18 protein-coding genes and 1 tRNA gene are annotated in these 23423 nt (G+C 54.9%); 15 read left to right on the plus strand and 4 right to left on the minus strand.

The window, feature by feature from the left end:
* The first annotated feature begins 191 nt into the window (after window positions 1-191).
* Window positions 192-1208, plus strand: a complete 1017-nt coding sequence (locus BS640_RS07085) for an amidohydrolase family protein (RefSeq protein ID WP_084912265.1) — start codon at window positions 192-194, stop codon at window positions 1206-1208.
* A 10-nt stretch (window positions 1209-1218) separates the two neighbouring features.
* Here BS640_RS07085 and BS640_RS07090 read toward each other — a convergent pair whose 3' ends face one another.
* A complete protein-coding gene (locus BS640_RS07090; RefSeq protein ID WP_084912266.1) occupies window positions 1219-2112 on the minus strand; it encodes a LysR family transcriptional regulator in 894 nt (297 codons plus the stop codon).
* Between the two features lie 108 nt (window positions 2113-2220).
* Here BS640_RS07090 and BS640_RS07095 point away from each other — a divergent pair, with 108 nt between their 5' ends.
* Window positions 2221-3300, plus strand: a complete 1080-nt coding sequence (locus BS640_RS07095) for an Ldh family oxidoreductase (protein ID WP_084912267.1) — start codon at window positions 2221-2223, stop codon at window positions 3298-3300.
* A 156-nt stretch (window positions 3301-3456) separates the two neighbouring features.
* Window positions 3457-3532: transfer RNA gene (locus tag BS640_RS07100), tRNA-Asn, on the plus strand.
* Between the two features lie 79 nt (window positions 3533-3611).
* Here BS640_RS07100 and BS640_RS07105 read toward each other — a convergent pair.
* The 3 genes from BS640_RS07105 to BS640_RS07120 form a co-directional block, all read right to left on the minus strand.
* Complete coding sequence (locus BS640_RS07105) at window positions 3612-4754, minus strand: lactonase family protein (protein WP_038328371.1); 1143 nt, start codon at window positions 4752-4754, stop codon at window positions 3612-3614.
* Window positions 4755-5276: 522 nt separating this feature from the next.
* Window positions 5277-6512 (minus strand): MFS transporter, encoded by a 1236-nt coding sequence (locus BS640_RS07115; RefSeq protein WP_084912269.1) that lies wholly within the window; start codon window positions 6510-6512, stop codon window positions 5277-5279.
* Window positions 6513-6617: 105 nt separating this feature from the next.
* Window positions 6618-7574 carry a sugar phosphate isomerase/epimerase family protein gene (locus BS640_RS07120; protein WP_017493951.1) on the minus strand — a complete coding sequence of 319 codons (957 nt, stop codon included), beginning with the start codon at window positions 7572-7574 and terminating at the stop codon, window positions 6618-6620.
* Window positions 7575-7873: 299 nt separating this feature from the next.
* Here BS640_RS07120 and BS640_RS07125 point away from each other — a divergent pair, with 299 nt between their 5' ends.
* The 12 genes from BS640_RS07125 to BS640_RS07180 all read left to right on the plus strand — a co-directional run bounded on the left by BS640_RS07125 (window position 7874) and on the right by BS640_RS07180 (window position 23421).
* The gene (locus BS640_RS07125; protein WP_084912270.1) at window positions 7874-8743 is read left to right on the plus strand and encodes an SIS domain-containing protein; all 870 of its coding nucleotides are present in this window, start codon (window positions 7874-7876) and stop codon (window positions 8741-8743) included.
* Between the two features lie 20 nt (window positions 8744-8763).
* Window positions 8764-9675, plus strand: a complete 912-nt coding sequence (locus tag BS640_RS07130) for a ribokinase (RefSeq protein WP_017494447.1) — start codon at window positions 8764-8766, stop codon at window positions 9673-9675.
* A 416-nt stretch (window positions 9676-10091) separates the two neighbouring features.
* The gene (locus BS640_RS07135; RefSeq protein ID WP_158086745.1) at window positions 10092-11819 is read left to right on the plus strand and encodes a fatty acyl-AMP ligase; all 1728 of its coding nucleotides are present in this window, start codon (window positions 10092-10094) and stop codon (window positions 11817-11819) included.
* Window positions 11820-11885: 66 nt separating this feature from the next.
* Window positions 11886-13589: an acyl-CoA dehydrogenase family protein gene (locus BS640_RS07140; protein ID WP_017492603.1), complete on the plus strand. Its 1704-nt coding sequence runs from the start codon at window positions 11886-11888 to the stop codon at window positions 13587-13589.
* Between the two features lie 12 nt (window positions 13590-13601).
* Complete coding sequence (locus BS640_RS07145) at window positions 13602-15263, plus strand: acyl-CoA dehydrogenase family protein (RefSeq protein ID WP_017492602.1); 1662 nt, start codon at window positions 13602-13604, stop codon at window positions 15261-15263.
* Between the two features lie 44 nt (window positions 15264-15307).
* Entirely contained in the window at window positions 15308-15571 is a 264-nt protein-coding gene (locus tag BS640_RS07150; RefSeq protein WP_017492601.1) for an acyl carrier protein, read from the plus strand.
* A 20-nt stretch (window positions 15572-15591) separates the two neighbouring features.
* Window positions 15592-18282 (plus strand): type I polyketide synthase, encoded by a 2691-nt coding sequence (locus tag BS640_RS07155; protein WP_158086746.1) that lies wholly within the window; start codon window positions 15592-15594, stop codon window positions 18280-18282.
* Window positions 18279-19295 carry a 3-oxoacyl-[acyl-carrier-protein] synthase III C-terminal domain-containing protein gene (locus BS640_RS07160; RefSeq protein ID WP_084912273.1) on the plus strand — a complete coding sequence of 339 codons (1017 nt, stop codon included), beginning with the start codon at window positions 18279-18281 and terminating at the stop codon, window positions 19293-19295. Before BS640_RS07155 ends, BS640_RS07160 begins: the two co-directional genes overlap by 4 nt.
* Window positions 19292-21169, plus strand: coding sequence for an HAD-IIIC family phosphatase (locus BS640_RS07165; RefSeq protein ID WP_084912274.1), 1878 nt, complete (start codon window positions 19292-19294; stop codon window positions 21167-21169). The genes BS640_RS07160 and BS640_RS07165 overlap by 4 nt, the downstream gene beginning before the upstream one ends.
* Complete coding sequence (locus BS640_RS07170; protein WP_017492597.1) at window positions 21166-21399, plus strand: acyl carrier protein; 234 nt, start codon at window positions 21166-21168, stop codon at window positions 21397-21399. Before BS640_RS07165 ends, BS640_RS07170 begins: the two co-directional genes overlap by 4 nt.
* Window positions 21396-22184 (plus strand): 2-oxo acid dehydrogenase subunit E2, encoded by a 789-nt coding sequence (locus tag BS640_RS07175; protein ID WP_017492596.1) that lies wholly within the window; start codon window positions 21396-21398, stop codon window positions 22182-22184. The genes BS640_RS07170 and BS640_RS07175 overlap by 4 nt, the downstream gene beginning before the upstream one ends.
* 22 nt (window positions 22185-22206) lie before the next feature.
* Window positions 22207-23421: an FAD-dependent monooxygenase gene (locus BS640_RS07180; protein ID WP_017492595.1), complete on the plus strand. Its 1215-nt coding sequence runs from the start codon at window positions 22207-22209 to the stop codon at window positions 23419-23421.
* Window positions 23422-23423 lie beyond the last annotated feature (2 nt).

A 23423-nucleotide genomic window follows, 5' to 3' on the forward strand; every position in this document is an offset into this window, starting at 1 on the left:
CTGAAGCGGCGAGCCATAAAAAACATTATCCACACGACAAAGCCTACCGACGCTTTAATTATTACCTATATTTAGCTCTCACAAACCCTTTCATGAGCATTCGAGAAAAAGTAATTCCAGGCATTCCAAAACGATGAATCAAACCAAAAAAATCTATTTTATGACCACGTTACGAATAGGAGAGATTAAGTATGACTCAGATAAATAATTACCTTCCGATACGAAATGAATGGCTCGCTTCAGGCACTGAAATAGCGCTTGAACCTGACAGGCCTATTATCGATGCACATCACCATTTTTATGACCGTCCGGGTTGGACTTATCTACTTGATGAATATCTGCAAGATGCGCAGTCGGGTCATAATATTCAAGCCTCGGTTTACATGCAGGCCTTGACCCGTTATCGCGAGTCTGGCGAGGCGTCACTGCGTCCCGTTGGCGAGATTGAATATGTCGCCGAAGTGACCGCGCATCAGCAGGCTCACAGGCCGCAGGTGGCGAAGCGCATGATTGGCTATGCCGACTTACGTCTCGGTGCCGCGGTGCGTGAGGTACTCGAAGCCGAGATAGCGGCCGGGCAAGGCCGATTGGCCGGGGTCAGGCATCTCGTGACTTGGGACGCGGACCGTTCGCTGGTTAATCCGCTGTCTGCCGCACCGCAGGGGCTGTTGCTGGACAACGCCTACCGGGAAGGCGTCGCTCAACTTGCCCCGCTTGGGCTCTCTTGCGATGCCTGGCTGTTCTTCCCGCAGCTGCCGGAACTGTTTGATTTGGCGAAGCGTTTCCCCGATACGCCGTTCATCGTCAATCACTGTGGCGGCGTAGTGCGGATAGCCAGCTATGCACAGCATCCGCAGGCGGTATTCGCCGCATGGTCAGCGTCTATGCGCCAGCTCGCTGAATTACCGAACGTGTATGTCAAACTGGGCGGATTAGGGATGAGAATCAACGGGTTTGATTTTGAGAAAGGCGAACGTCCACCGACCTCAGAGCAGCTTGCCGAGGCATGGGCCCCCTGGGTGATGACCTGTCTCGAGGCATTTGGCGCAGGCCGCTGCATGTTTGAAAGCAACTTCCCAGTGGACAAGGGATCTTATCCGTTTAGCAACGGCTGGAATGCCTTCAAACGACTCACGGCCACCGCCAGCGAGAGCGAACGCGAAGCGCTGTTTCGCGGCACGGTGAGCAAGGTGTATCGACTCGAATAACCGGCCCACGTCAGCCGCCGAGCCACGAACCTTTGCGCAGAATGTTCAGCAGGCAAAGCACCGGCGGCGTCAGATAGGCTTCATCGCGGTACAACACCCCGAAAGTGCGTCGCATCACGGCGGCGGGAATCGGCACCTCACGCAGCGGATGCCCCGGCCGTCCCGGCCCCAGATTGCGGCGCGAAAGCAGGCTGAGTAAGTCATTGCGGGTGATCAACTGCGGAACCAGCAGAATTGAATTGGTTTCAATCTGCACCTGAGCGGACGGCAAACCGCTCTCGTTGAGCAGTTGGTCAAGCCAGCGACGCGTCGAAACCTTGGCCGACGGCAGCACCCATCGCTGCCCGGCCAGCGACGACACCTTGCCAGGTTGTGAAAATATCGGGTGTGCGGGGCCTGCGACCACCACCACCTGGTCATCGACGATGGGATGGGTGGCAAAAACCCCGTCCACCGAGTCCAGCGGCCCCAGCATCAGGTCGATATGCCCCGCCTGCAACAGGTCACGCAGCCGGTCGTTCATCCCCAGCGTCAACTCCATTGTCACATCAGGCGCACTGCGCAAAAACTCCTCGGTCACGGCGGGCAGCAGCAGCTCGGCCATGGTGGTCGAAACGCCCAGCCGCACATGCCCACGAATTCCCCGCGCAAAGTCCTTGAGCTGGCGCTTCGACTCCTCGACGCCGCGCCGTAAAATCCGCGCCCGCTCCAGCAGCAGCGCTCCGCTCGGCGTCAGCACAATTCCCCTTCCGACCCGTTCAAACAGCGCCGTTTCAAGCTCATCCTCCAACCGCTTGATACTTTTCGACAGCGCAGACTGGGTGCGGCAAAGCTTTTCAGCCGCATGACCGAGGTGCCCCAGCTCCGCCACGGTTTCGAAATACTTCAGATCGCGAAAATCCATAGTCTGATCTATTCCTGAAATTCATCAATGAGGGAAAATTAGCACATAGACTTCAAGACCACAAAGTGAGCAGAATGGCCACTAATGCCTATCCAAAGGAGATGCGCCATGCAGACATATTCCAGGGATTCCAATCCCGAGGTATTTTCGTTTCAGGCGTTGTGGGATACCGTGACCCGCATCTTCTCCGGGTATCTGCCCGCCGAAGATGCGCATTACGTTGCGGGCTGTCTGGTCGAAGCCGAGGCGCGCGGCGTGCAGTCGCACGGCATTGGCCGCATTCCGGTTTATACCCAACGTTTGCGGCTCGGGGTGGTCAATGCCAAACCGACGTTTAAAATTAGCGCGGGATCCGGCGCTACGGCGCACGTCGAGGGTGACAACGGCATGGGTTATCTGGTCGCCAGAAAGGCGATGGACGAAGCCATCAGGCGCGGTCGGGAGCACGGTATCAGTCTCGTGCTGGCCTCGCAGAGTAATCATTTCGGCATGGCGGCCACCTATCTGCAACAGGCCATCGACGCCGGACTTGCAGCACTGGTGCTGACCAACGCCCCGCCGCTGATGCCGGTCTGGGGTGGACGTTCCGCCTTTCTCGGCACCAGCCCTTTCGCCTTCGCGGCACCGTCACAGCACACGCCCGTCATGCTCGACATGGCGACGTCGGTAGTGGCGTTTGGCAAGATTCGTCAGGCCGCGCGGCGCGGTGAGTCTATTCCCGCCGACTGGGCGCTTGATGCTCAGGGACAGTCCACCACCAGTCCAGATGCAGCCCTCAACGGCGTGGTGTTACCGATGGGCGGTCCGAAAGGCTCCGGGCTTGGGCTGATGATGGAACTGATTGCAGGGGTGATGTCCGGGAGCGCATTTGGTGGCGAGGTTCGAAATCAGAACAGCAATTTTGAGCACCCGCAGAACGTCGGCCACGCGTTTATCACCTTCCGCCCCGACATTGCCGTGACGCTTTCCGACTATTTCGCACGTGCCGATTCGCTGGTCGATCGTGCCAAAGCTTCGCCGCGCGCAGAGGGCTTCGATAACATCGTGATGCCCGGTGAAACTGAGGCGCAACGCGCTGAAAAGGCCAAACGAGAGGGCATTGCCGTTTCTACGCAGGATACTGTCATGCTGCACGATGAACTGATGCTTGCCGCCGAGGCACGGCCTTTGAGCGCCGCGCCGCGATAGCCGCTTTCTTAGTCTCAACGCGTGATGGATTAAAAGTCGTTCTAATTGCTCGAATTATCAATAATTTGAGCATAATATCAGCAAGCGGCGCGTATTTTGCTTTAACCCTTTGACATGCCGAGCGGGAGTCACTATTATTCGCCTCGTTCACACGATTCCTCTGTAGTTCAGTCGGTAGAACGGCGGACTGTTAATCCGTATGTCACTGGTTCAAGTCCAGTCAGAGGAGCCATATTTAGAGAAGCCCGCTTAAGGAAACTTAAGCGGGCTTTTTGCTGTAATAAACCCCGCCACGGCGGGGTTTAGAGATTTTAGGGCAGGAATTTAATATCCGTTGGCGTGCCGATTTGAACGGTAACGCCGGTGGGTGTTAATGCGCCAGTCTCGGCATCGCGATGCAGTTCAACGATGTTGTTTGAGAATACGTTGGCAACCAGCAAATATTGCCCCGTTTTGTCGAATGCGAAAGCACGCGGTTCAATCCCCCCCGCTGAGAAACGATTGCTCAGGGTCAGCTTACCGGTCGTCGCATCGGCTTTATAAACCACAATCACGTTGTCGCGACGGCGGTTCCCAACATACAGGAACTTGTGGTCAGGGCTGAACAGAATACCCGCTCCCCCCTTATTATTCGGGTCCTGACTATCGGTGAGATTAATCACCTGAATCTCGGTCAGTTTATCCTGCTCAATACGGTAAACGTGGACCTGAGCCGACATCTCGGTGCTGACGTAGGCGAATTTGCCGTCGGCGGAGAAGGTCATGTGGCGTGGGCCTTCGCCCGGTTTGAAGTGCAGGTCCAGTTTAGGCTCGGCGCTAAAAGGTTCTTTATTACCGGCGTGGTAGCTGAAGGCATGCACGGTATCTGCGCCGAGGTCAGCAACGAATAACATTTTTCCATCAGGGCTGATGTTCACAGAGTGTGCGTGACCGCTCGCCTGTCGGTCAGCAACCGCGTGAGATCCTTCGATAAAGGGTACGTGCTGGACCGCCTTACCTAAGGCGCCATTGCTTTCGATAGGGAAAATCGTCACCCCTGCATGCCCCGGATTCACCGAGTAGTTCGCGGCGAGTAAATATTTTCCGTCAGTGGTAATGGTGGCATGCGTTGGGTGCGCGCCTTGGCTATCGACCTCATTGATAATGTGCAGCTTGCCGTCTTTATCCACTTTCAATGCCGTCACGGAACCCGTTTCGTTTTCATTGGTGGTATAGGCAAACTTATGGTCATGGCTAAAGACAATCCACGACGGGCTGGATAACTTTAATACGTCCAGAGGCAGCAGAGTGCCGTCCGAGTTTAGGCGCAGACGATAAATCCCCTGACTGGGATAAATAGCTTTCTGAACGCCTTCACCGGTGGTTTGGCCGGTCCACGATCCCACCAGTAATGTTTGAGCCGGCAAATTTTTTGCCGCGGGTGCTAATGGAGCGCTTTCATCTGCATAAGACATATTGGCACCGAAAAATAAGGGAATTAAGGCAATTTTTAAGGCATGAACCAGTAGGGTACGTTTAGATTTTATTAGGGACATGAAAACCTCATTAAATTAATGATGACGGCGAATGTTATATAACATTTACTCCTTCTTGTTGACCTCTATATAACGTTTATAACGTGAAATTTTTAATCTGCTAACATCGACCCACAGAGCTCGGCCTTTGCAATGATTGAAATCAGCATCAACAGCGAAATCAACAAAGGGTACGCCGCCCGCTTCGCAACGTTCTGCGTCCACTTTGTACAAGGTCACATTAGCGTATGCGATATGAATCAACGGGCTTTTCGGGCGCGTCAAATGCTCGAAATAATCATCTCTGGCAAACTGACTCGGCTCCTCCTTGAAGAGTATTGTAGCTAACAATGCGCGTTGCCGAGCAAAGCCGGGTTGGCGGCACTGATAGCTAAGAGCGAAAAAAAACGCCGGAGCAGCATAACTTGCTCCGGCGTTGAGGGTTTTTATGATGGCTTTGGGTTAAACCGTTTTGCCTTTCAGAACCACCTGCCCTTCTATCTCGTCTGGGGTTTTGAGGAACGGGGTAAGGATGGCGCTCAGAATATAGAGCCCGGCATAGATTGCCAGCACGCCGCCCGCGCCGAGCGGAGCATAGAACAGGCCAGCAATAGCAGGTGCCAGGAAGGCGCCCAGACCTGCGCCGAGATTTAGCACCGACATCGCTGCCCCTTTATTATCGGGTGCCAGCAGAGGGAACAGCGCGGACAGTGGCACATAGCCCGCCATCGTGACACCGCACAGGCAAAGCACAAAGGTCATCAGATAGACGTTGTGTCCCGCGTACTGCGGCGTGAGCCAAACCAGCATCAGCACAATCGCGTAGCAGACGCCGCCAATCCACATGATGGTGTTGCGCCAGCCGAACTTGTCGCCAAAGAAACCGAAGAACAGGTTGGCGAAAATGGCCACCACGAACACCGCCGACCACATGTGCAGCCATTCGGTCTGGCTGTAACCAAACTTCGCCAGGTAGATAGGCAGGAACACCGCCAGGCCGTACTGCGCAATACCGTTGATCGATTTAACCACCAGCCCGGTGGCGATACGTGGGCGCTTAAGGATAGTGATACAGGTCAGCAGCTCGGCCATAGAGAACGGATGAATCTCATCGGCAGGCACCTTGTCTTTATTAACATAGATGGCCAATACCGAGCCGATAATCACGAACCCGCAGCCCATCCACAGCACGTTTATCTGCCCCATCACCGGCAGCGCCAGCGAGGAGAAATACGGCCCCATCACACTCAGACCGAGCGAGAAAGTAAACCAGAACCAGCCGACGGCGGTGGCGCGTTTCTCGAGCGGCGAACTGTAGTTAATCCAGATCAGAAACGAATACGCAAACAGCGGATAACCCAATCCACGTATCGCATAGAACGGGATCATCACTTCCATGTTCAGCGTCGGCATGCCCAGTCCGATGAAGCCGATACTGCCCACCACAAAGGCCAGCAGCCCGTAGAGCATCACCTTTCTTGGCCCCAGCGTCTGCACCAGCACGCCCGAAAGCCACGCCGCCAGCGTGACCGTGATACCGTAAAAGGTCAGAAGGAATGACGCATCAGAAACCTGCAAACCTCTCCCTACCAGGTAAAGAGAGATCCACGCCTGTTCTAATCCATCACCCACCATAAAAAGCGTGAGGCCGATATAGCCCCACAGTAGATTTGAGGGTAAACCTATTCTATCTAACATATGGCCTCCAGACATTACGTCAGTAATGCCTCACAAGAGAACATGAAAAATATGGATTACCTGCTAATTCACTCGTTATTATTGTTATAAACCGAGATTTATAACTTAGTTTCTTGTGATGAGTGACAGCAGCAGGCTTTGAATTTTAATCGCGTCCTGGGATTTAATAATCGCATCTATCTCTTCCAGAGATACCGAATCAATATAATCAGCCAATGCATTGTACATTTTGATATTCTGCTCACATTCTCTGACCGGGTCTTCGCGGCTTGGGAAAGTATCGAAATAGACCAGACCGTCAAACTTATACTTTTTCGCGTAATAGATATATTCGAGCGTCTGAAGCAGGTGAACGGTACCTAACATTAATCCATCGTCAAAATGACCGTAGCCATCATTTAAATGGAACCCCACCAGACGATTACGCTGTGCCGACAGGAACAGTGAATAAGCCGGATTCTCTTTTTTCATAATCATGTGGCAGAAATCGAGGGTAATACCCAGGTTATCCTCACCGACATCATCAATTAACATCAATGTGGCGCAAACGTCACCGATCAAGGAGAAGGTGCGTGGCTCGTAAGGTTTGTATTCAAAGCTGAACGTAATATCCGGATTGGCAGACACCACCTGTTTGATAGCATCTACGGTGTCTTTGTAAGCACGTTCATAATCAAGCTGGAATGGATAATCAAAGCCGTCGTTGGCAAACCACAGGGTCACGGTGTTACCGCCGAGCTCACGGCAGACGTTAACGGCTTCCATGGTGATTTCGATGGCTTTTTCACGAATTTTGGGGTCTGGGTTGCTGAACTCGCCTTCGTTGAAATGCTTCTGATAACGCAGAGCAATCCCGCCTAACGCCAGAGGAGAGGAGGCAATTGCATCTTTGATTTCACCCAGGGTATTAAGCTGGAAATGTTCCGGGTAATTCAGTTCGACGTGAGTCAGCCCTTTTACCGACGCCATACGGGTTATCAAATCAACGGTATCAATTTTATCTTTATCGAAAAATAGTTCTGGTCGGGATTTGAATGAATTAATTCGTGAAGAGAACTTCATAATAAAACTCCTTAAGCATTTTAAACAACGCCGCTACTTATAAAGCAACGAAGCCTCAACGCAAAATAGAAAAACGTTGAACACTTAAAGTTTTTTTTCGAGTGTTTTTAAGCAGTAAAAATTTCACTCTTAGTAAAATGATTGAGTAAAAAAACGCACCTTAAACACCATAAGCGTGATTTAGGTAACACTTTTACTCTCAATAAACATGATAACTTATTGCTTATCTTACTGCGCCGCTCTCCGAGTAAAATACAAACAGTTAAAGACGCGCTGAGCACTACAGGATAATAATTACAATGCAACAGACATTAAAAGGTAGAGAGATATTACTTTACGCTAAGACGCTTGCCCCAACGTTAGGTAAAAAAGAAAGATCTATTGCTCAATTTATAGAGAATAATCCTGACGTTATTTCCTCAATGCGTATTAATGACGTCTCTACTTTTCTTAAAGTTAGCGTTGCGAGTATTACTAAAGTTTCCAAGAAACTGGGCTGTCATGGTTTTCATGAACTGAAAAATTCCATTAGCCAAATAAATTATCTTGAGGATGAGCAACTCCAGCAGGAAGTCTACGATCCTGAAAGTCATCAGGAGGTATTGGAACGTACGGTGATGAACTCCATTCTGGCGTTGCAGGAATCCCTGACCCTGATTAATTCCACGGTCTTCAATCAGGTTGCGCAGCTGTTAATCAACTTTGACGAGAAAAAGAAGCTGGTTCTGGTGGGCTGCGGCGGGTCGAGTGCCCTTTGTTATGACTTTCACCACAAGCTGCTCAAGATTGGTATTTTCTCGAACGTTTATTACGACTCGCATATGCAGCAAATGTCGGCTTCATTAATGCAGCCCGGTGACATCGCTATCGGTATTTCGCATTCGGGGAAAACCTCTGACGTATTCCACATGCTGAAAACCGCACGAGCCAACGGCGCGAGCACGGTATCGATTACCAACTATTTAAACAGTCCGGTCACGGTGGTGTCCGATCACGCGATTGTCTCATCGGTTAAAAATAATCCGATCACCGGTGAAAACGCCTCAACCCGCATCGTGCACCTGAACATTCTGGATGCCCTCTTCACTATCCTCGCCAATGAGCGCGGACAAAAGAGCCAGACCAACTTACATAAAACACGTGATTCGGTATTGGCGAAGCGCGTTTAACCTTTGATTGGGGAAATTTGATGAAAACTGACGTTCTGGTAATCGGGAGTTTGAACTTCGACATTCTGGTGAAACAGGAAAGACTCCCTTTGGTCGGCGAAACCTTTACCGGCGAAGGCCTGCTGCAAATGCCGGGCGGAAAAGGCGGTAATCAGGCCGTCCAGTGCGCGCGCCTTGGTCTGAGGGTAAAAATGGTCGGCTGCGTGGGTGATGACCTGTTTGGCGAGGAGCTCATCAAATCGCTCAAGGATAATGACGTCGCCTGCTCGGACATCAAACAGTTTGGCGCCTCAGGCCTTGGGCTGGTACAAATACTCAAAAGCGGCGACTACTGCAGCACAATTATCAAAGGCGCTAACTACGCGCTTGAGGTCGGTGATATTAAGGACAGCTTCTTCGCGGATTCCCCGTTGGTTATCCTACAGTCTGAAATCGCCCCCGAGGTCGTCACGCTGGCCATCGAAAAGGCGCGTCAATTCCATTGCCCTGTTCTTCTGAACAACGCTCCAGCGCGCGATATCGACCGGGCAACGCTGAGCAAGGTCGATTATTTGGTGGTGAATGAAACCGAGGCGGCCTTCATGCTCGGTTACCCGGTTGCTCACCCTGAAGACGCCCTTAAAGCAGCAAGAGTACTGCGCACGCAGGTAAGAAAAGCGGTGATTGTCACCCTGGGTGAGAAAGGTTCGGTGGTGGTATCAGATGATGAAAACGGCCACTTCGCGGCGGTGAAATGTGACACGGTGGTCGATACCACCGGCGCGGGAGACTCATACATTGGCGCGCTGTCTTACGGCATCATCAAACAGCTGCCGCTGGCGGACTCAATTCGCTTTGCCTCCGAAGTGAGCGCATTTTCGGTACAGAATTACGGCGGCCAGGGCTCCTTCCCGACGCTGAATAACGTTCAACCCTGCCACGCCTATTCGTAAAACGACGCTCTCCCCCCCGTCACAGCTTGAGCGCCGGTGCACCGCATCCGGCGCTCAACGCGTTACAGACCCGATGACCATTGACCCCTTCACTTTGCATGGAATGCCTTTTCTTTCAAAACTTTGATTCACGACGCCCATCAACAGCTAAACTTCGTCCTACACGCCTCGACCCCAGCGCCAAAACGTAGAGGGGAACCCTGCGGTAACCATCAAACATACCAGCTATTTATTGAATGCGTACAGACTACAACTCTTAATCTCTTCATAACCTGTCGAATATGACAGGGTGAACGAGCAACGTGCTTTTTCATGCAATTGCGCATCATTATACTCAACGACCATGACCCCACAGCCAGCCTGCGTCACACTTTCAACGGTAAATAATTTTAATATGTCTTATGGGATTGAGAAGAATGAAAACAATTGTTGATTATCTTAATTACAATGCCGAGCATTATGCAAAGAAACACGCCGTTATTATGCTTAATGACAAAGGTGAAGAAGCTGAGCGCCTGACCTACAGCGAAATTAACCAAAAAATTTTGACACTGGCGGGATATTTACAGCAAAACTTTAATAAAGGCGATCGCGCTTTATTACTTTATCGTACCGGCGTTGAATTTATTGTCGCTTTTATGGCCTGTGAATTTTGCGGTATTATTGCCGTACCGATGTCTTTATATGCCAAAAAGTCGCCGCATTTTCACCGCATCGAACATATTATGCAGGACGCCGCGGTTAATTTAATTTTGACCACTGAAAAACTGCATGGCGAAGTCCTGGAATGGCTGGCCGAAACCCCGTATGCCGCCACGCCGTGCCTGCCTTCAGACGTACTGGTCGGCAACCGCCCATGGACCTCTGCTGACGTGCAGCCTGAGGATTTGGCCTTCCTGCAATATACCTCCGGCTCGACGGGTAACCCTAAAGGGGTGATGGTCAGCCACGGCAATTTGATTCACAACAGTTTGTTAATCAAGCATAAATATCAGCATGACAACAACACTGTCATGGGCGGTTGGCTGCCGTTCTACCACGACATGGGCCTAATCGGGTTAATTCTTCAGTCGCTGTATCTCGGCTCCACGCTGGTCTTGATGTCACCGGTGGCCTTCGTCAAACACCCGATGAACTGGCTGAAAGCGATCAGCGACTACAAGATTAACACCTCAGGCGGTCCGAATTTCTGCTTTGAGCACAGTATTGAAAAGGCCAATGACCAGAAGCTGGAAGGGATTGATCTGTCGCACTGGCACGCCTGTTTCAACGGTTCAGAACCGATTAAGTCGCAGACCATTGACGCCTTCTCGGAACGTTTTGCCCGCTTTGGCTTTAGCCGTAACCTGTTTTATCCCTGCTACGGCATGGCGGAAACCACTCTATTTGTTACCGGTGGCACCCCGCACGTCGCACATGAAACCCTGACCGTTGACCGCGAAGCGTTGGCGGCCAACAAGATTATCTTCCAGACGCCTGACTCCAGCTCAGCGGTCACACTGGTCAGTTCGGGCCAGGCCTACGACCTCGACGTCGTCATCGTTGACCCGGTCTCTCACCAACGACTCGCCGACGGCGAAGTGGGTGAAGTGTGGATCCACGGCGAGAGTGTCGCCCAGGGATACTGGGGTAAACCCGAGCAGACGCGGGAGATTTTCCACGCCGAGCTGTCTCCTTCCAACGGCAAGCACTACTTGCGCACCGGAGATATGGGATTCCAGCAGCAAAATGAGCTTTACATCACCGGTCGTCAGAAAGATCTGGTGATCGTCAATGGCCGCAATATCTATCCGCAGGACATCGAGCAGCGCATCAAAGAGTCTGAGCCGCTGTTTGCCAGCGGTCTCTCGGCGGCGTTCGGGCTGGAAAGCGAAAGAGGCGAACGTGTGGTGGTGGTGCAGGAAATCGATAAACGCCACGGACTGGAGCCGGAGCAGCTGACGCAGCTCATCACCCGACTGCGCTTTGAAATCGGCCGTTATTTCGAGGTTCCGGTTGCGGTCATTACGCTGATTGCCCGCGGCACGCTGCCACGCACCACCAGCGGAAAAGTGCAACGCCGACGTACAAAAGAAATGTGGCTCAAGGGCGAATTACCTTCAGTATTTGGATTCGATGAATTGCCTGTCGCAAGCAAAGAATAAAGCCAGATAAGTCGCGTAAGTATTAACGCCAGCTAAATAACTTTATTATTTGCAGTAAGGATAATTATGAAATCTCTCTATGATTTAACGCTCGACTATGAGCGGTTCTTCGGCGATCCCGCTGATGAGAAAAATACATTCTCTTTTAAACGAGCCAGGCAATACGATATTAACTCGACATTTCCTGAAGAGTTTATTCGCGAACTAAACGCCTGGGGCCTGAGTGAATATTATGTGCCTGAAGCGTTCGGCGGTAATTTAAAAGGCTACGATGAACTTTTTAATTTAATACGTCTGACCTCACGCCGAGATTTAACGGCCGCCATCGGCCACGGTAAAACCATGCTGGGCGCAATTTGCGTCTGGGTGGGCGGTTCGGATACCCAGCGTGCACGACTGGCCGAGTCCATCCTGCGTCAGGATCAGGTGTCGCTGGCGTTGACCGAACACCCTCACGGCAGCGACATCTCTGCCACCGACACGCTGTGCAGCGAGACCGAAGACGGTTATCTGCTCAACGGTGAGAAATACCTGATTAACAACGCGCGTCGCTCTGCGTCACTGACGGTTTTTGCCCGTACTTCGGCCAAAAATAACGCCCGCGATTTTAGCCTGTTTATGGTCGAAAAGGCGGGCCTGCCGGAGAATGCGCTGAGCTATGAGCCCAAGCTGCTGACTCACGGCATCAAAGGCGCAGACATCAGCGGTGTGCGTTTTCACAATGCCCCGCTCCCCGCCTCTTCGCTGGTAGGCCAAATCGGTCAGGGTCTGGAAATCATGCTCTGCGGATTCCAAATCAGCCGCACGCTGTGCACCGCCCTCTCATGCGGTGCTGGTGAAAGCGCGCTGCGCCTCGCCTATCGCTATGCCGAACAGCGCCGCGTTTATCATTCCTCGCTGTCGCAGCTGGCCAATATTCGCCGCCGCCTCAGTGATTCGGCCGCCGATCTGCTGATTGCCGACCTGGTCGGCCTGTTCAGCAGCCGCGCCATCAACGTCTTGCCGCAGCAAATGAGCACCATCTCGGCGGCCGCCAAGGCCTATGTACCTGCCAGCATCGAGACCATGGTTGACGGGCTGGTCGATGTTCTCGGTGCACGTGCCTATCTGGAAGACGACGGCGAATTCGGCCACTTCAGTAAACTCCAGCGCGACTGTCGTCTGGTGAGCCTGTTTGACGGCAATACGGTCGTCAACCTGCAAGCTTTGGTAGTGCAGCTGCCGGTGCTGGCGCGCCAGCGTCGTCGCCCTATCTCACAGCAGGAAATGCCCGCTCTGCTCGATGTGCTGTTCAGCATTGACGCCCCGCTGGAGGCGCTCAAGCCCGAGCAGTTGAAACTCTCCGGCAAAGGTCATGACTTCATTGTGCAGGGTCTGTTTGACGTACAAAGACAGCTGACCGACGTCGAAGGCCTCTCAGCGACCGTGCAGCAAAAACTGAGCGCGCAGGTGAGCGAACTGTTGATTCAGCTTGCACTGCTTGACGATTTCTTCCTGTCTCAGACGCCGAGCAAGCAAATCAGCGCGCAGAGCTTTGCGATGGCGGAAAACTATACCCGGATCTTTGCCGGTGCCTGCTGTATTCAGGCATTCATCAGCTCCCATCGGCATCTGGCCGCGCATTGGAAAGACGGCAAGGCGCTCTGTGCCTGCCTGGCCAGGCTAGTAGGGACGCCTGCCGAGTATGCCGAGCCGCTGATGCAGCAAGTACAGACCAGCATCGAGCAGCATCAGCTGATCTCTTTCTTTCCATTGCCGTTGGCAGGCTAGAGGGCTTACAGGATGAATATCACTGAAGCAATGCATCAACTCCGTGATTTGCAGGCACGCTCCCCTAGCCTGCGTCCGGCCTTTATTCTGGCGCTCGACGAGGCGGCAGAGCTTAATCAGGCGGCCGAAGCCGGACTGGACGCTATCGGCATTCCTTCACTGCTGGCCACCGACGAAAGTGGGCAACCCGCCGTTGCCATGCCGGAGCTGATGAGGCTGCTGCGCACGCTGTGTGAACGAGACCTGGGGCTTGGGTTGGGCTATATCCTGACCACCTTTATGGCCGCGACTAACGTCTGGGTTGCAGGTTCGTCCGAGCAAAAAGCCCAGTGCAACGCCCTGCTGGCGGCCGGAAAGAAAATTTCTATCGCCTATCACGAGCTCGAACACGGCAATGACTTTGCTGCAAACGAGTTGACGGCGCAGCCCGTGCCGGGCGGATACCTGCTTCAGGGCCGCAAGCAGGTTATCAACAATATTGGCCGTGCCGGTGCCGTGGTGTTGCAGGCGCGAACCAGCCCCGAGCAGGGAATGCGCACGCACTCGCTGTTTCTGGTTGATACCCAGCTGCTGGCCAGTGAACAGCATCATAAGCTGCCGCGTTTTGCGACTCAGGGTGTTCGCGGCTGCCAGATTAGCGGCATCGAATTTGAGGCGTGCTTTATTCCCGACGCCTGCCTGCTCGGCAAAGAGGGGTTTGCCTTTAGCTATGCACTCACGGCCTTCCAGATTACCCGCGCGCTGCTGCCCGGCATTAGTCTTGGCACTATCGACAGTGCGCTGGCTATCACGGCGCGTTATGCCAGCCAACGCACGCTGTATGGCAACAATCTGCTGACCATCCCGAACGTTCGTGCAGAACTGACGCTCGCCTGGCTCGACTATGCGCTGTGCGACAACCTCAGTTACGTGGCCGCACGCGGGCTGCATACGGTTCCGGCGGAGATGAGCGTGCTGGGTTCGCTGTGCAAGGCGCAGGTGCCGCTGCGCATGCGCACGGTGCTGAAAAAGCTCGCGCTGGTGCTGGGCTCGCGCTACTACCTTCGCGAAGGCGAGGCGGCGCTGTTTGAAAAAATTATGCGCGATTATCCGGTGGTCAGTCTTGGGCATGCCAGCAGCTTTACCTGTCAGGCGTCACTTATTCCCCAGTTGCCGCTGATCTTCAAACGCTTCAACACGCCGCGTGAAGATCTCCAGCAGAGCCTGATCCTGCTGTTTTCCCCACAGGTCAAGCACGCCTTCACGACGGGCGCACTCAAGCTGACTTCGTCGGGCAAAGACCTGCTGTTGCACAGCATTCACTACTGGCCGGAGCACGTAGGCGCGCTCATGCGTTCGCAGAGCATCAGCCAGCCGGACGGCGATCTGCTGCTTCAGCGTCTCGGCATGCTGCACAGTCACTGCGTGCAGTTGAGCGAAACCACCTTCGCCGCCGACGAGTATCAGGCCTTCGAGACTGTTCAGCGCTATGCCTGGATCCAGTCCGCGCTGGCAACCGTGGGCCGCTGGTGTCTCGACTCCACGAGCCCGTTTGCCGGTGACGTTAACTACCTTGTCACCTGCCTGGATTTTGTGTTTTCACAATTACGTCACTGTCCTTTTTATCCCGACCCAAAGGTTGAGGGCAACATCCTTGCTTACCTGCAATCGCGCAGTGAAGCACGTGGCGGCTAACCGCCGTACGACTCCAAATTCTTAACTTTTAAACAGGATTGATCATGTCAGACAAAATGACCCAAGTGCGTATCACCGACTTTATCTTAGACCGCCTTTCGGCCCAGACGCACCAGCCTAAAGAGAACATCGACATCCAGTTACCGCTGGCAAATTACGGCGTCGATTCAATTCACGCCTTAAGCCTGTGCGCAGAGCTGGAAGAGTGGCTGAACATCGAAATCGAACCCACGATTGCCTGGGACTACCCGACGATTGCGCAGATGGCGGAGTTCCTCGAATCCGAGGTTACTGCCGCGTCACGTTAATGCCGAGAGGAGAAGCTGGAATGAAAGAGTCTGGAATGAACGCCGACAAAATCGCCATCACCGGGATGGCCTGTCAATTTCCCGGTGCAGAGAACCTGGACGCTTACTGGCAGGTGGTTAAAAACAACAAAATTTCGACCCGCCGTAGCTCGGTCAACGCCCAGCCTGCCGACTATTGCCGCCGCCAGCTGGCGGGAGGATTTATCCGAGGCGTGGATCATTTCGACGCCGAATTTTTTGGAATTTCCAATCGCGAAGCCCAACTGATGGACCCGCAGCAGCGCCTGTTGTTGCAAAACGTCTGGCACGCCATTGAGGATGCGGGGATCGCGCCACAGTCGCTGCGCGGCAGTAAAACCGGCGTTTTCGTCGGCGCGATGGCCAACGACTGGGCGGCGCGCTCGATTGCCGATGACGACAACATCAACAGCCATATGATTACCGGCAACGGTCTGGCGATTATCGCCAACCGCGTGTCGTATCATTATGATTTTAAAGGGCCAAGCCTGAGTCTGGACAGCGCCTGCTCGTCTTCGATTTTAGCGATGCACTATGCCGTACAAAGCCTGCGCAACGGCGACTGTGAGTATGCGCTGGTGGCAGGCGTTAACGTGATTGCGACACCGATGCTGCAAAAGTTTTATCAGCGCGCCGGTATTGCCTCGGTTAAAGGCGAATGTCACCCGTTCAGCCGCTACAGCGACGGCATTGTGCGCGGCGAAGGCGTCGGCGTGGTGCTGTTGCAGCGCGTAGCGCAAGACACGGGCACCTACGCCACGCTAGCGGGCTGCACGGTCAATCATAACGGGCAAAGCAACGGCCTGTCGGCACCGAACCGTTTTGCACAGCAGGCGCTGCTGTCGCAGACCTATGAGCAATGGGGGATTTCCCCGGCAGAGATCGATTACGTCGAGTGCCACGGTACCGGCACAGAGCTGGGCGACAGAATTGAGCTTCAGGCACTGAACAACGTGCTTAATGTCCCAGAGCGCCAGCGTCCTTGCCACATCGGCTCGGTGAAAGGTCTGATTGGCCACACCGAGGCGGCAGCGGGTATCGCGGGCGTCATCAAGCTCGCCCTGATGCTGCATCATGGCTATGTTCCGGCCAGCCTCTATGCCGACACGCCGAACGCCATTCTTGAGAAAAACATAGCGCTCAAGCTGCCGCCGCTCGGCTTCACGCTTGAGCAAGACAGCCGCACGCTGGTCGGTCTGAGCAGCTTCGGGCTTGGCGGCACCAATGGTCACCTGGTCCTGCAGCGCGCCGACGCCCGCGTTCAGCCGCGTTCCGAGCCTCGCCAGCCGCAGCTTTTTACCCTGTCTGCGCCGACTGCCGATACGCTGGCGGATCAGGCACGCGCCTTGTCGAGCTATCTCGATACGCATCCAGACTGTGACCTTGCCGCGCTGGCGACCGAGTCGCGTGAGGTGAAAAGCCTGTTACGGGCGAAAAAGGCTTGGGTGGCATCAACCGCCGACGAACTGCAAAAACAGCTGCGCCAGTTCTCGCTCAGCCCGAATACGTCGAAAAAACCGCACGCCTTAACGGCGCTGTATCTCGCGAGTCCGTCTTCGGCAGCGCTCTCCTTCTGCCCGTCGTTGTTTAATCATGCGCCGTCGTTTCGACAAGCCATCGAGCGCTGCGACAGCCTGTTTTATCCGCTGCTGGGGCATTCGGTTATCTCGCAAATGTTCGCCAACGATGCGCCGCTCTCTCCGGGTCAGCAAAGCTATTGGCTCCCCGCGGTGTTCTCGTGGAACTACGCGTTGTCCCAACTGTGGGCCAGCGAAGGTATTGCACCGGTAAGCGTGATTGGCGAAGGCGTCGGCGAATACGTCGCGGCCTGCCTGTCTGGGCTCCTCACGCTGGAAGATGCGGTCTATCTGGTCGCACAGCACGCCGAAATACTGCATTTGCAGCAAGTGCTGACCTGCGATGACTTCCAGCTGGAATCCACCGCGCCGTTTGAAAAGTATCAGCAGTATTTTCACCGCATTCCAGAGCGAGAGCCGCACACGCCGTTTATCTCCTGCTACCAGGGTCAATCGGTTTCGCTGCTGCCGCCGCTTAACGAATGGCTGCAACTGTTCGACGAAGGCCACGCAGGCGCTGAAGGACGTCAGGCTGCGCTACAGGCCTGCGGCAGTCGTCTGGTGCTTTCCACCGTCGCAGCTCCGGCGGAACGCGGCGAGATTCAGTGGGTAAGTGAAAGTGACACCGCGAAAGACGCGCTGCGCCAGCATTTGCAGGCGGTGGCTCAGCTTTACGACCACGGCGTCCTGCTCAACCTGAATCGGGGCAAGCGAGGCCAGTGCCGCAGCAGGCTACCGGCCTACGCCTTCCAGCCTTCCAGCTTCTGGCTGGAGCCGGTCACCCAGGCCAGCGTGACTCGCGCACCCGCTTCAACGCCCGAAAGCGTTGCCCTACGCCAGCAAGACCACGCTGGGGGTGAGTTTGTGGTGACGACGCTGGCGAGGATCCTCGCCTGTGAGCAACAGGCTATCAAGGGCAATCTGCGTCTGAGTGAAGACCTTGGGCTGGACTCCATCATCGTCATCGAACTGATCGACATCCTGAATAAAGACCTGCCAGAGAAACAGAAACTGGCGTTTACCGACACTCTGACCATCGTCACCGTCGATGACTTAATCAATCGCGTCACCACGTTGATGGAAAACGGCAAAGCCGTTGCTGAGGAGAAAGTATGACCATGTATATCAAGGGCCTCGGACTCTGCACACCCGGTAAACCGGTCAGTAATGCAGCGCTGGCGCAGCGCTTTGCCCTCAATGAAGAGTGGATTTCACTCTATCTGGGCAATCAATCGCGCTATTTCGCCACCGACCTGAACAGCGGCGTTCAGCACTATTCGCTGATGGATATCGCCCGTCAGGCGGCAATTGCCGCCATCGACAACGCGCAGATCGATAAAAGCAAAATCGATTTCATTATTCTGGCGACGGCAACGCCGGACAAGCTGATGCCGGCCACGGTCAACGAGGTCGCGCATGACCTTGAAATGTTCAATATTCCGACCTATCAGCTGCAGTCTGGCTGCTGTGGAGCTATGCAGGCGCTCAACCTGGCCAACGATCTGCTGTCCGTCGGTCGTTATCGCTACGGGTTGGTGATCGGCGCAGACATCTGCAACAAGTTCATCGATCCCCTGAAGGATTACAGCGATTCGCTGGCTTCGGAAATCATTAACTTCGCGTTGTTCGGTGACGGTGCCGGGGCGGTGGTGCTGACCGCCAACGCCGACGAAAGCCCGCTCGCCATCACCCATTTGCAGTATCGGATGACCGAATCTACCCTGCCCGCCGGGCAAATCGTCAACTGGCAAGGCAGCCGCATCATCGAGCAGGAGATGCTGCGCGAAGATTACAAGAACATTGAAACTCACGTGCCGCTCATCGCCGAAGAGCAGCTGGGGCGCATGCTGTCAGTGCTTGAGGCCACGCCGGACGAGATTGACTGGTTCCTGGTGCCGCAGCTGTCGGGCCGCATGACCGCACGGCTCATCGACGCCCTACGCTTGCCGACGGAAAAAACCATCAACTGCGTGGCGCAAACCGGCAACAACGGCAACGCCCTGTTGCTGTTCCAGCTCAGCCACCTGCTGGAGACCTTTCAGCCGGGTCAGCGCGCGATTGCTCTGACGGTCGAGTCTTCACGCTGGCTGAGCGGCGGTCTGGCGCTACAGCATCACGGAGTGAAATGATGACACAAACCCCTTTAAACGCGATAACCGCCCTGCGCAAGGCGGGATTTCCGACCGACGCGCTGCCCTCACTCCAGCGCCATCTCGGGGCCATTAGCAGCGCCGATGACCGATTACACGCCGGGGTTAACCTGCGCACGCTAGCGGCAGAGGCCTATCGCGAGCAGGGTGGCAGCACCTTCCGTCTCGCCGTCGTCAGTAATTTCTCCTATCAGACGATCGCCGATACGCTGCGCAGTCGTCTGCTGGCGCGCGGCATGCTGCCTGAATTTTATCTGTCGGACTACAACCAGTATCACTATGAGTTGCTCAACGCCGACAGCAGCCTCTATCGTTCGTCGCCCGAGCTGACGCTTTGCCTGCTCGACGGACACTCGGTGCTGGACGAGCTAGGCCCGAACTGGCATCCAGAGGATATTGAACAAGGGCTGCGCAACAAGCTCCACCAGCTGACACAGTTTGCCGAACAGTACCACCAGCAGGCCAGCGGCCTACTGGTCTTCAACACGCTGCCGCTCAGCGGCAAGACGCTACAGCAGTGCCTGGACTATCGCGGACGCGCGCGCATCAGCCGTTGGTGGGCCCAGTTTAACGCCGACCTGCTGGCGCTGGCGGAAACCTATCGCCACGTTTTCGTCATCGATACTCAAAGCCTGCTGAGCGCCGACTTCCCGCTGCGCGATGACCGCCTGGGATTCTATGCCCGCACGCTGATGAGCAACGAACTGCTGGACGCCCTCGCCGGTGAAGTCGCGGCCATGGTGTTTGCCAGCCGCGGCATGGCGAAGAAATGCCTGGTGCTGGATCTCGACAACACCCTGTGGGGAGGCATTCTGGGCGATGACGGTATCGAGGGTATTCAGCTCAGCAACAGCGCCACCGGCGAGGCGTTCGTGAGCTTCCAGCAGGTGATCAAACGCCTCTCAGCACAGGGCGTCCTGCTGGCAATCAGCAGTAAAAACGAACGCGAAAACGTCATCAACCTTCTGCAACAACGTGAAGATATGGTGCTGAAAATAGATGATTTCTCGGCCATCGTCGCCAACTGGCAGCCAAAAAGCGATGCCCTGCAAACCATCAGCGAGCTGCTCAATATCGGCAGCGACAGTTTGGTGTTCGTCGATGACAGCGCGTTCGAACGCGAAGAGGTCAGGAATCAGCATCCGCAGATTAGCGTGGTCGATCCCGGCAGTGACCCTGCCGAATACGCCGCCGCGCTGGTCATAGGCAACCACTTCTGCCAGCTGGAACTGAATCCGGAAGACTACCAGCGCAGCAAGCTGTATCAGACCGAGGCCAAACGCAAATCGCTGCGCAATGCGTCCACCTCGCTTGAGGCGTTTCTCGCAGAGTTACAGCTCAAACTGCGGCTCTTCACGCCGCAGGGACAAGAGCTGGCTCGCGTCGCCCAACTGAGCCTGCGCACCAATCAGTTCAACATGACCACCCGTCGCATGAGCGAAAGCGAGGTTCAGGCTTATCTGGCCCAGCCGCAGCACGGCATCATCGCTTTGCAAAGCAGCGATCGTTTCGGCGAATACGGCGTCATCGGCTGCCTGTTCTATCACCGCGAGCACAACAGCCTGTGGATAGACAACTTCTTGCTCAGCTGCCGCGTGTTCTCACGACAGTTGGAAACCGCCGCGCTCAACCATTTCCTGAGCTGGGCGCAGCGTCAGGGCTGCGAGGAGATCCGTGCACGCTATCTTCCGACGCAGAAAAACCAGCAGGTTGCCGATTTTTATACCCGGCACGGCTTCACGCTCAGCGAGGGCAACGCGCAGTTCAGTGAATACTGCCATGCGCTCGAGGCTCCTGCCGTTGTCCCTAACCACATTGAATTGATTGCCTCATATCAGGAGACACCTTTATGAATACGCCCTCTGAATTTTTGTCTTTCATTAACGGCTACATGGCGACCGATGCAACCGAAGAGGAGCTGGATGTGCCGCTCGTCAATCTGGAGAACTGGGATTCTATCAACGCCGTCCGCCTGATGAGCCGCCTGGAGAAGGAGCTGAATGTGCGTCTGCCGGTGGCGGATTATCTGCAGGCTAACACGCTGCGCCAGCTGTTTGACCTGACCCGCAGGAGCGCAGCATGAGCCACACTCAGCAGCCTTTTCCGAAACAGCGCCAGCATACGCTGCTGTTTCTGGAGCAGTCGCATGCCTATCGTCCCGTGTCTATCGACACCGACGTCGAAATGACGGAAGTGGTGCGGCATCGCCAGCAGAGCGGCAAGCGTTACAGCTATCTCGCCTACTTTATTCAGGCGATGGCGCAGGTGGTGGCGGAGTACCCGGCGGCGAACAGCATGCTCATCGGCCAGCTGTTTCCGCGCTTGGTGACGCTCGGTGAGGTGAACGCCAAGTTTACGTTGGATAAAACCGTTGACGAACAGCGCGTCGTTGCCTCTGCCGTGGTTGAGGGCGCCGACCAGCTGTCGCTTACCGCCATTCAGGCGCGTATCGACTACTTCAAGACGCAGGAAATTGCCAGCGCCGAAGTCTTCGCGCCAATCCGTAAGATCCAGAAAGCGCCACTTCTGCTCGGCAGGCTGCTGTTTCGGTTGGCCATGCGCCGCCCGGAGGTAAAAAGCCGCGTGCAGGGTTCGTTTACGGTGACCTCGCTCGGCGGCCGCGCCGTCACGCGCTTTGTCCCGCTGCCGGGATCGACGCTGACGCTGGGCGTGGGCGATATCACCGAACGTGCGTGGGTCAAGAACAGCCAACTGACGGTGGCCCATGCTACTACGCTGACGCTGGTGTTTGACCACCGCATTCTCGACGGCGCAGTTTCCGCCGAGATCCTGTCAAAAATCAAAAACAAGCTGGAAAAGTTCGCCTTCGACAACAATGAAAACGTGGCGCAACTGCCCGCTGCCTAAGTTTCCCAAAGAGGAATGAGTGATGACTGATATCTGTATTGTTGGCGCAGGGCCTGCAGGATTAGTACTGGCTTTACAACTGGCCAGAGCGGGAGTGGATATCACTCTGCTTGAGAGTTCACTGAGCTACAAACGTTCGTTTCGTGGTGAATCCATGCAGCCGGATACCGTAAGTATTTTCAAAGAGCTGGGCATTCTAGATGACCTGCTTGAGCACGGCTGTCTCGAGACGCACCGGATGATGCTGACCGAGCGCGGAAAGTCGCTGCTCACCATTAACTACACCAAGGTTCCCTACCGCCACAAGTACGTGATGGATATTCCGCAGCCGGTGCTGCTGAGCGCGCTGCTTAAGCGTCTGGAAACCTACGCCAACTGTAAAATTATTCGCGGCGCGACCTGCGACGAGCTGCTGTGGTCGGATAACACCGTCAGCGGCGTGAGCTATCGTCTGCACGACGAGAAGGAACCTCGCGTCCTGCGGGCACGCGTTGTGGTCGGTGCCGACGGTCGCTACAGCAAGATTCGCGACCTCGGCAAGATTGAATGGAAGAAGCATCAGGCGGCGCGTGACGTACTGTGGTTCAAGGTGCCACTGCCCGCCGATGCGCCCGAGAATACCGCTCGCATTATGATAGATGGCGCTAACCACCTGATCCTGCTGCCCACTTTCCCCGACTACTACCGCGCCGGTGTCAATATACCTAAAGGCGGGTTTATGGCGCTGCGTCGCGAGGGAATCGAGTCATTTTATCAGTTGGTTGATGGCATCGACGCGGGCTTTGGCAAGCACGTGCGCGAGCATGTCCGCAACTGGAACGACATTCACCTGCTGGATATTTTTACCACTACCGCGCCGCAGTGGGGACGTGAAGGCCTGTTGCTGATAGGCGATGCGGCGCACACCGTGACGCCGCTGCTCGGTCAGGGCGTTAATTTGGCGATTCAGGATGCCATCACGCTGGCCCCGATGCTGGTCAGTGGGCTGGAGAAAAACAGTGTCGATATCTCGCTGTTCAAGGCGTTTCAGGCCAAGCGCCAGGCCGACGTCGATTTCGTGGTCAATTTGCAGCAGCGTCAGGAAAAACTCCTCGGCGCACATACGCCAATGCAGCAGTTTTTAAGGCGCGTCAATTATTGCGCCCTTAACCAATTCACTTTCATACAGCGCAAGATTAATAACCGTATCGCCTACCGCAGACAGCTCCAGCTGCAACTCTTTCAGGAAGGAGGCTAAGC

The sequence above is a fragment of the Rouxiella badensis genome, assembly GCF_002093665.1.
In the GTDB taxonomy this organism is placed as follows: Bacteria; Pseudomonadota; Gammaproteobacteria; order Enterobacterales; family Enterobacteriaceae; genus Rouxiella; species Rouxiella badensis.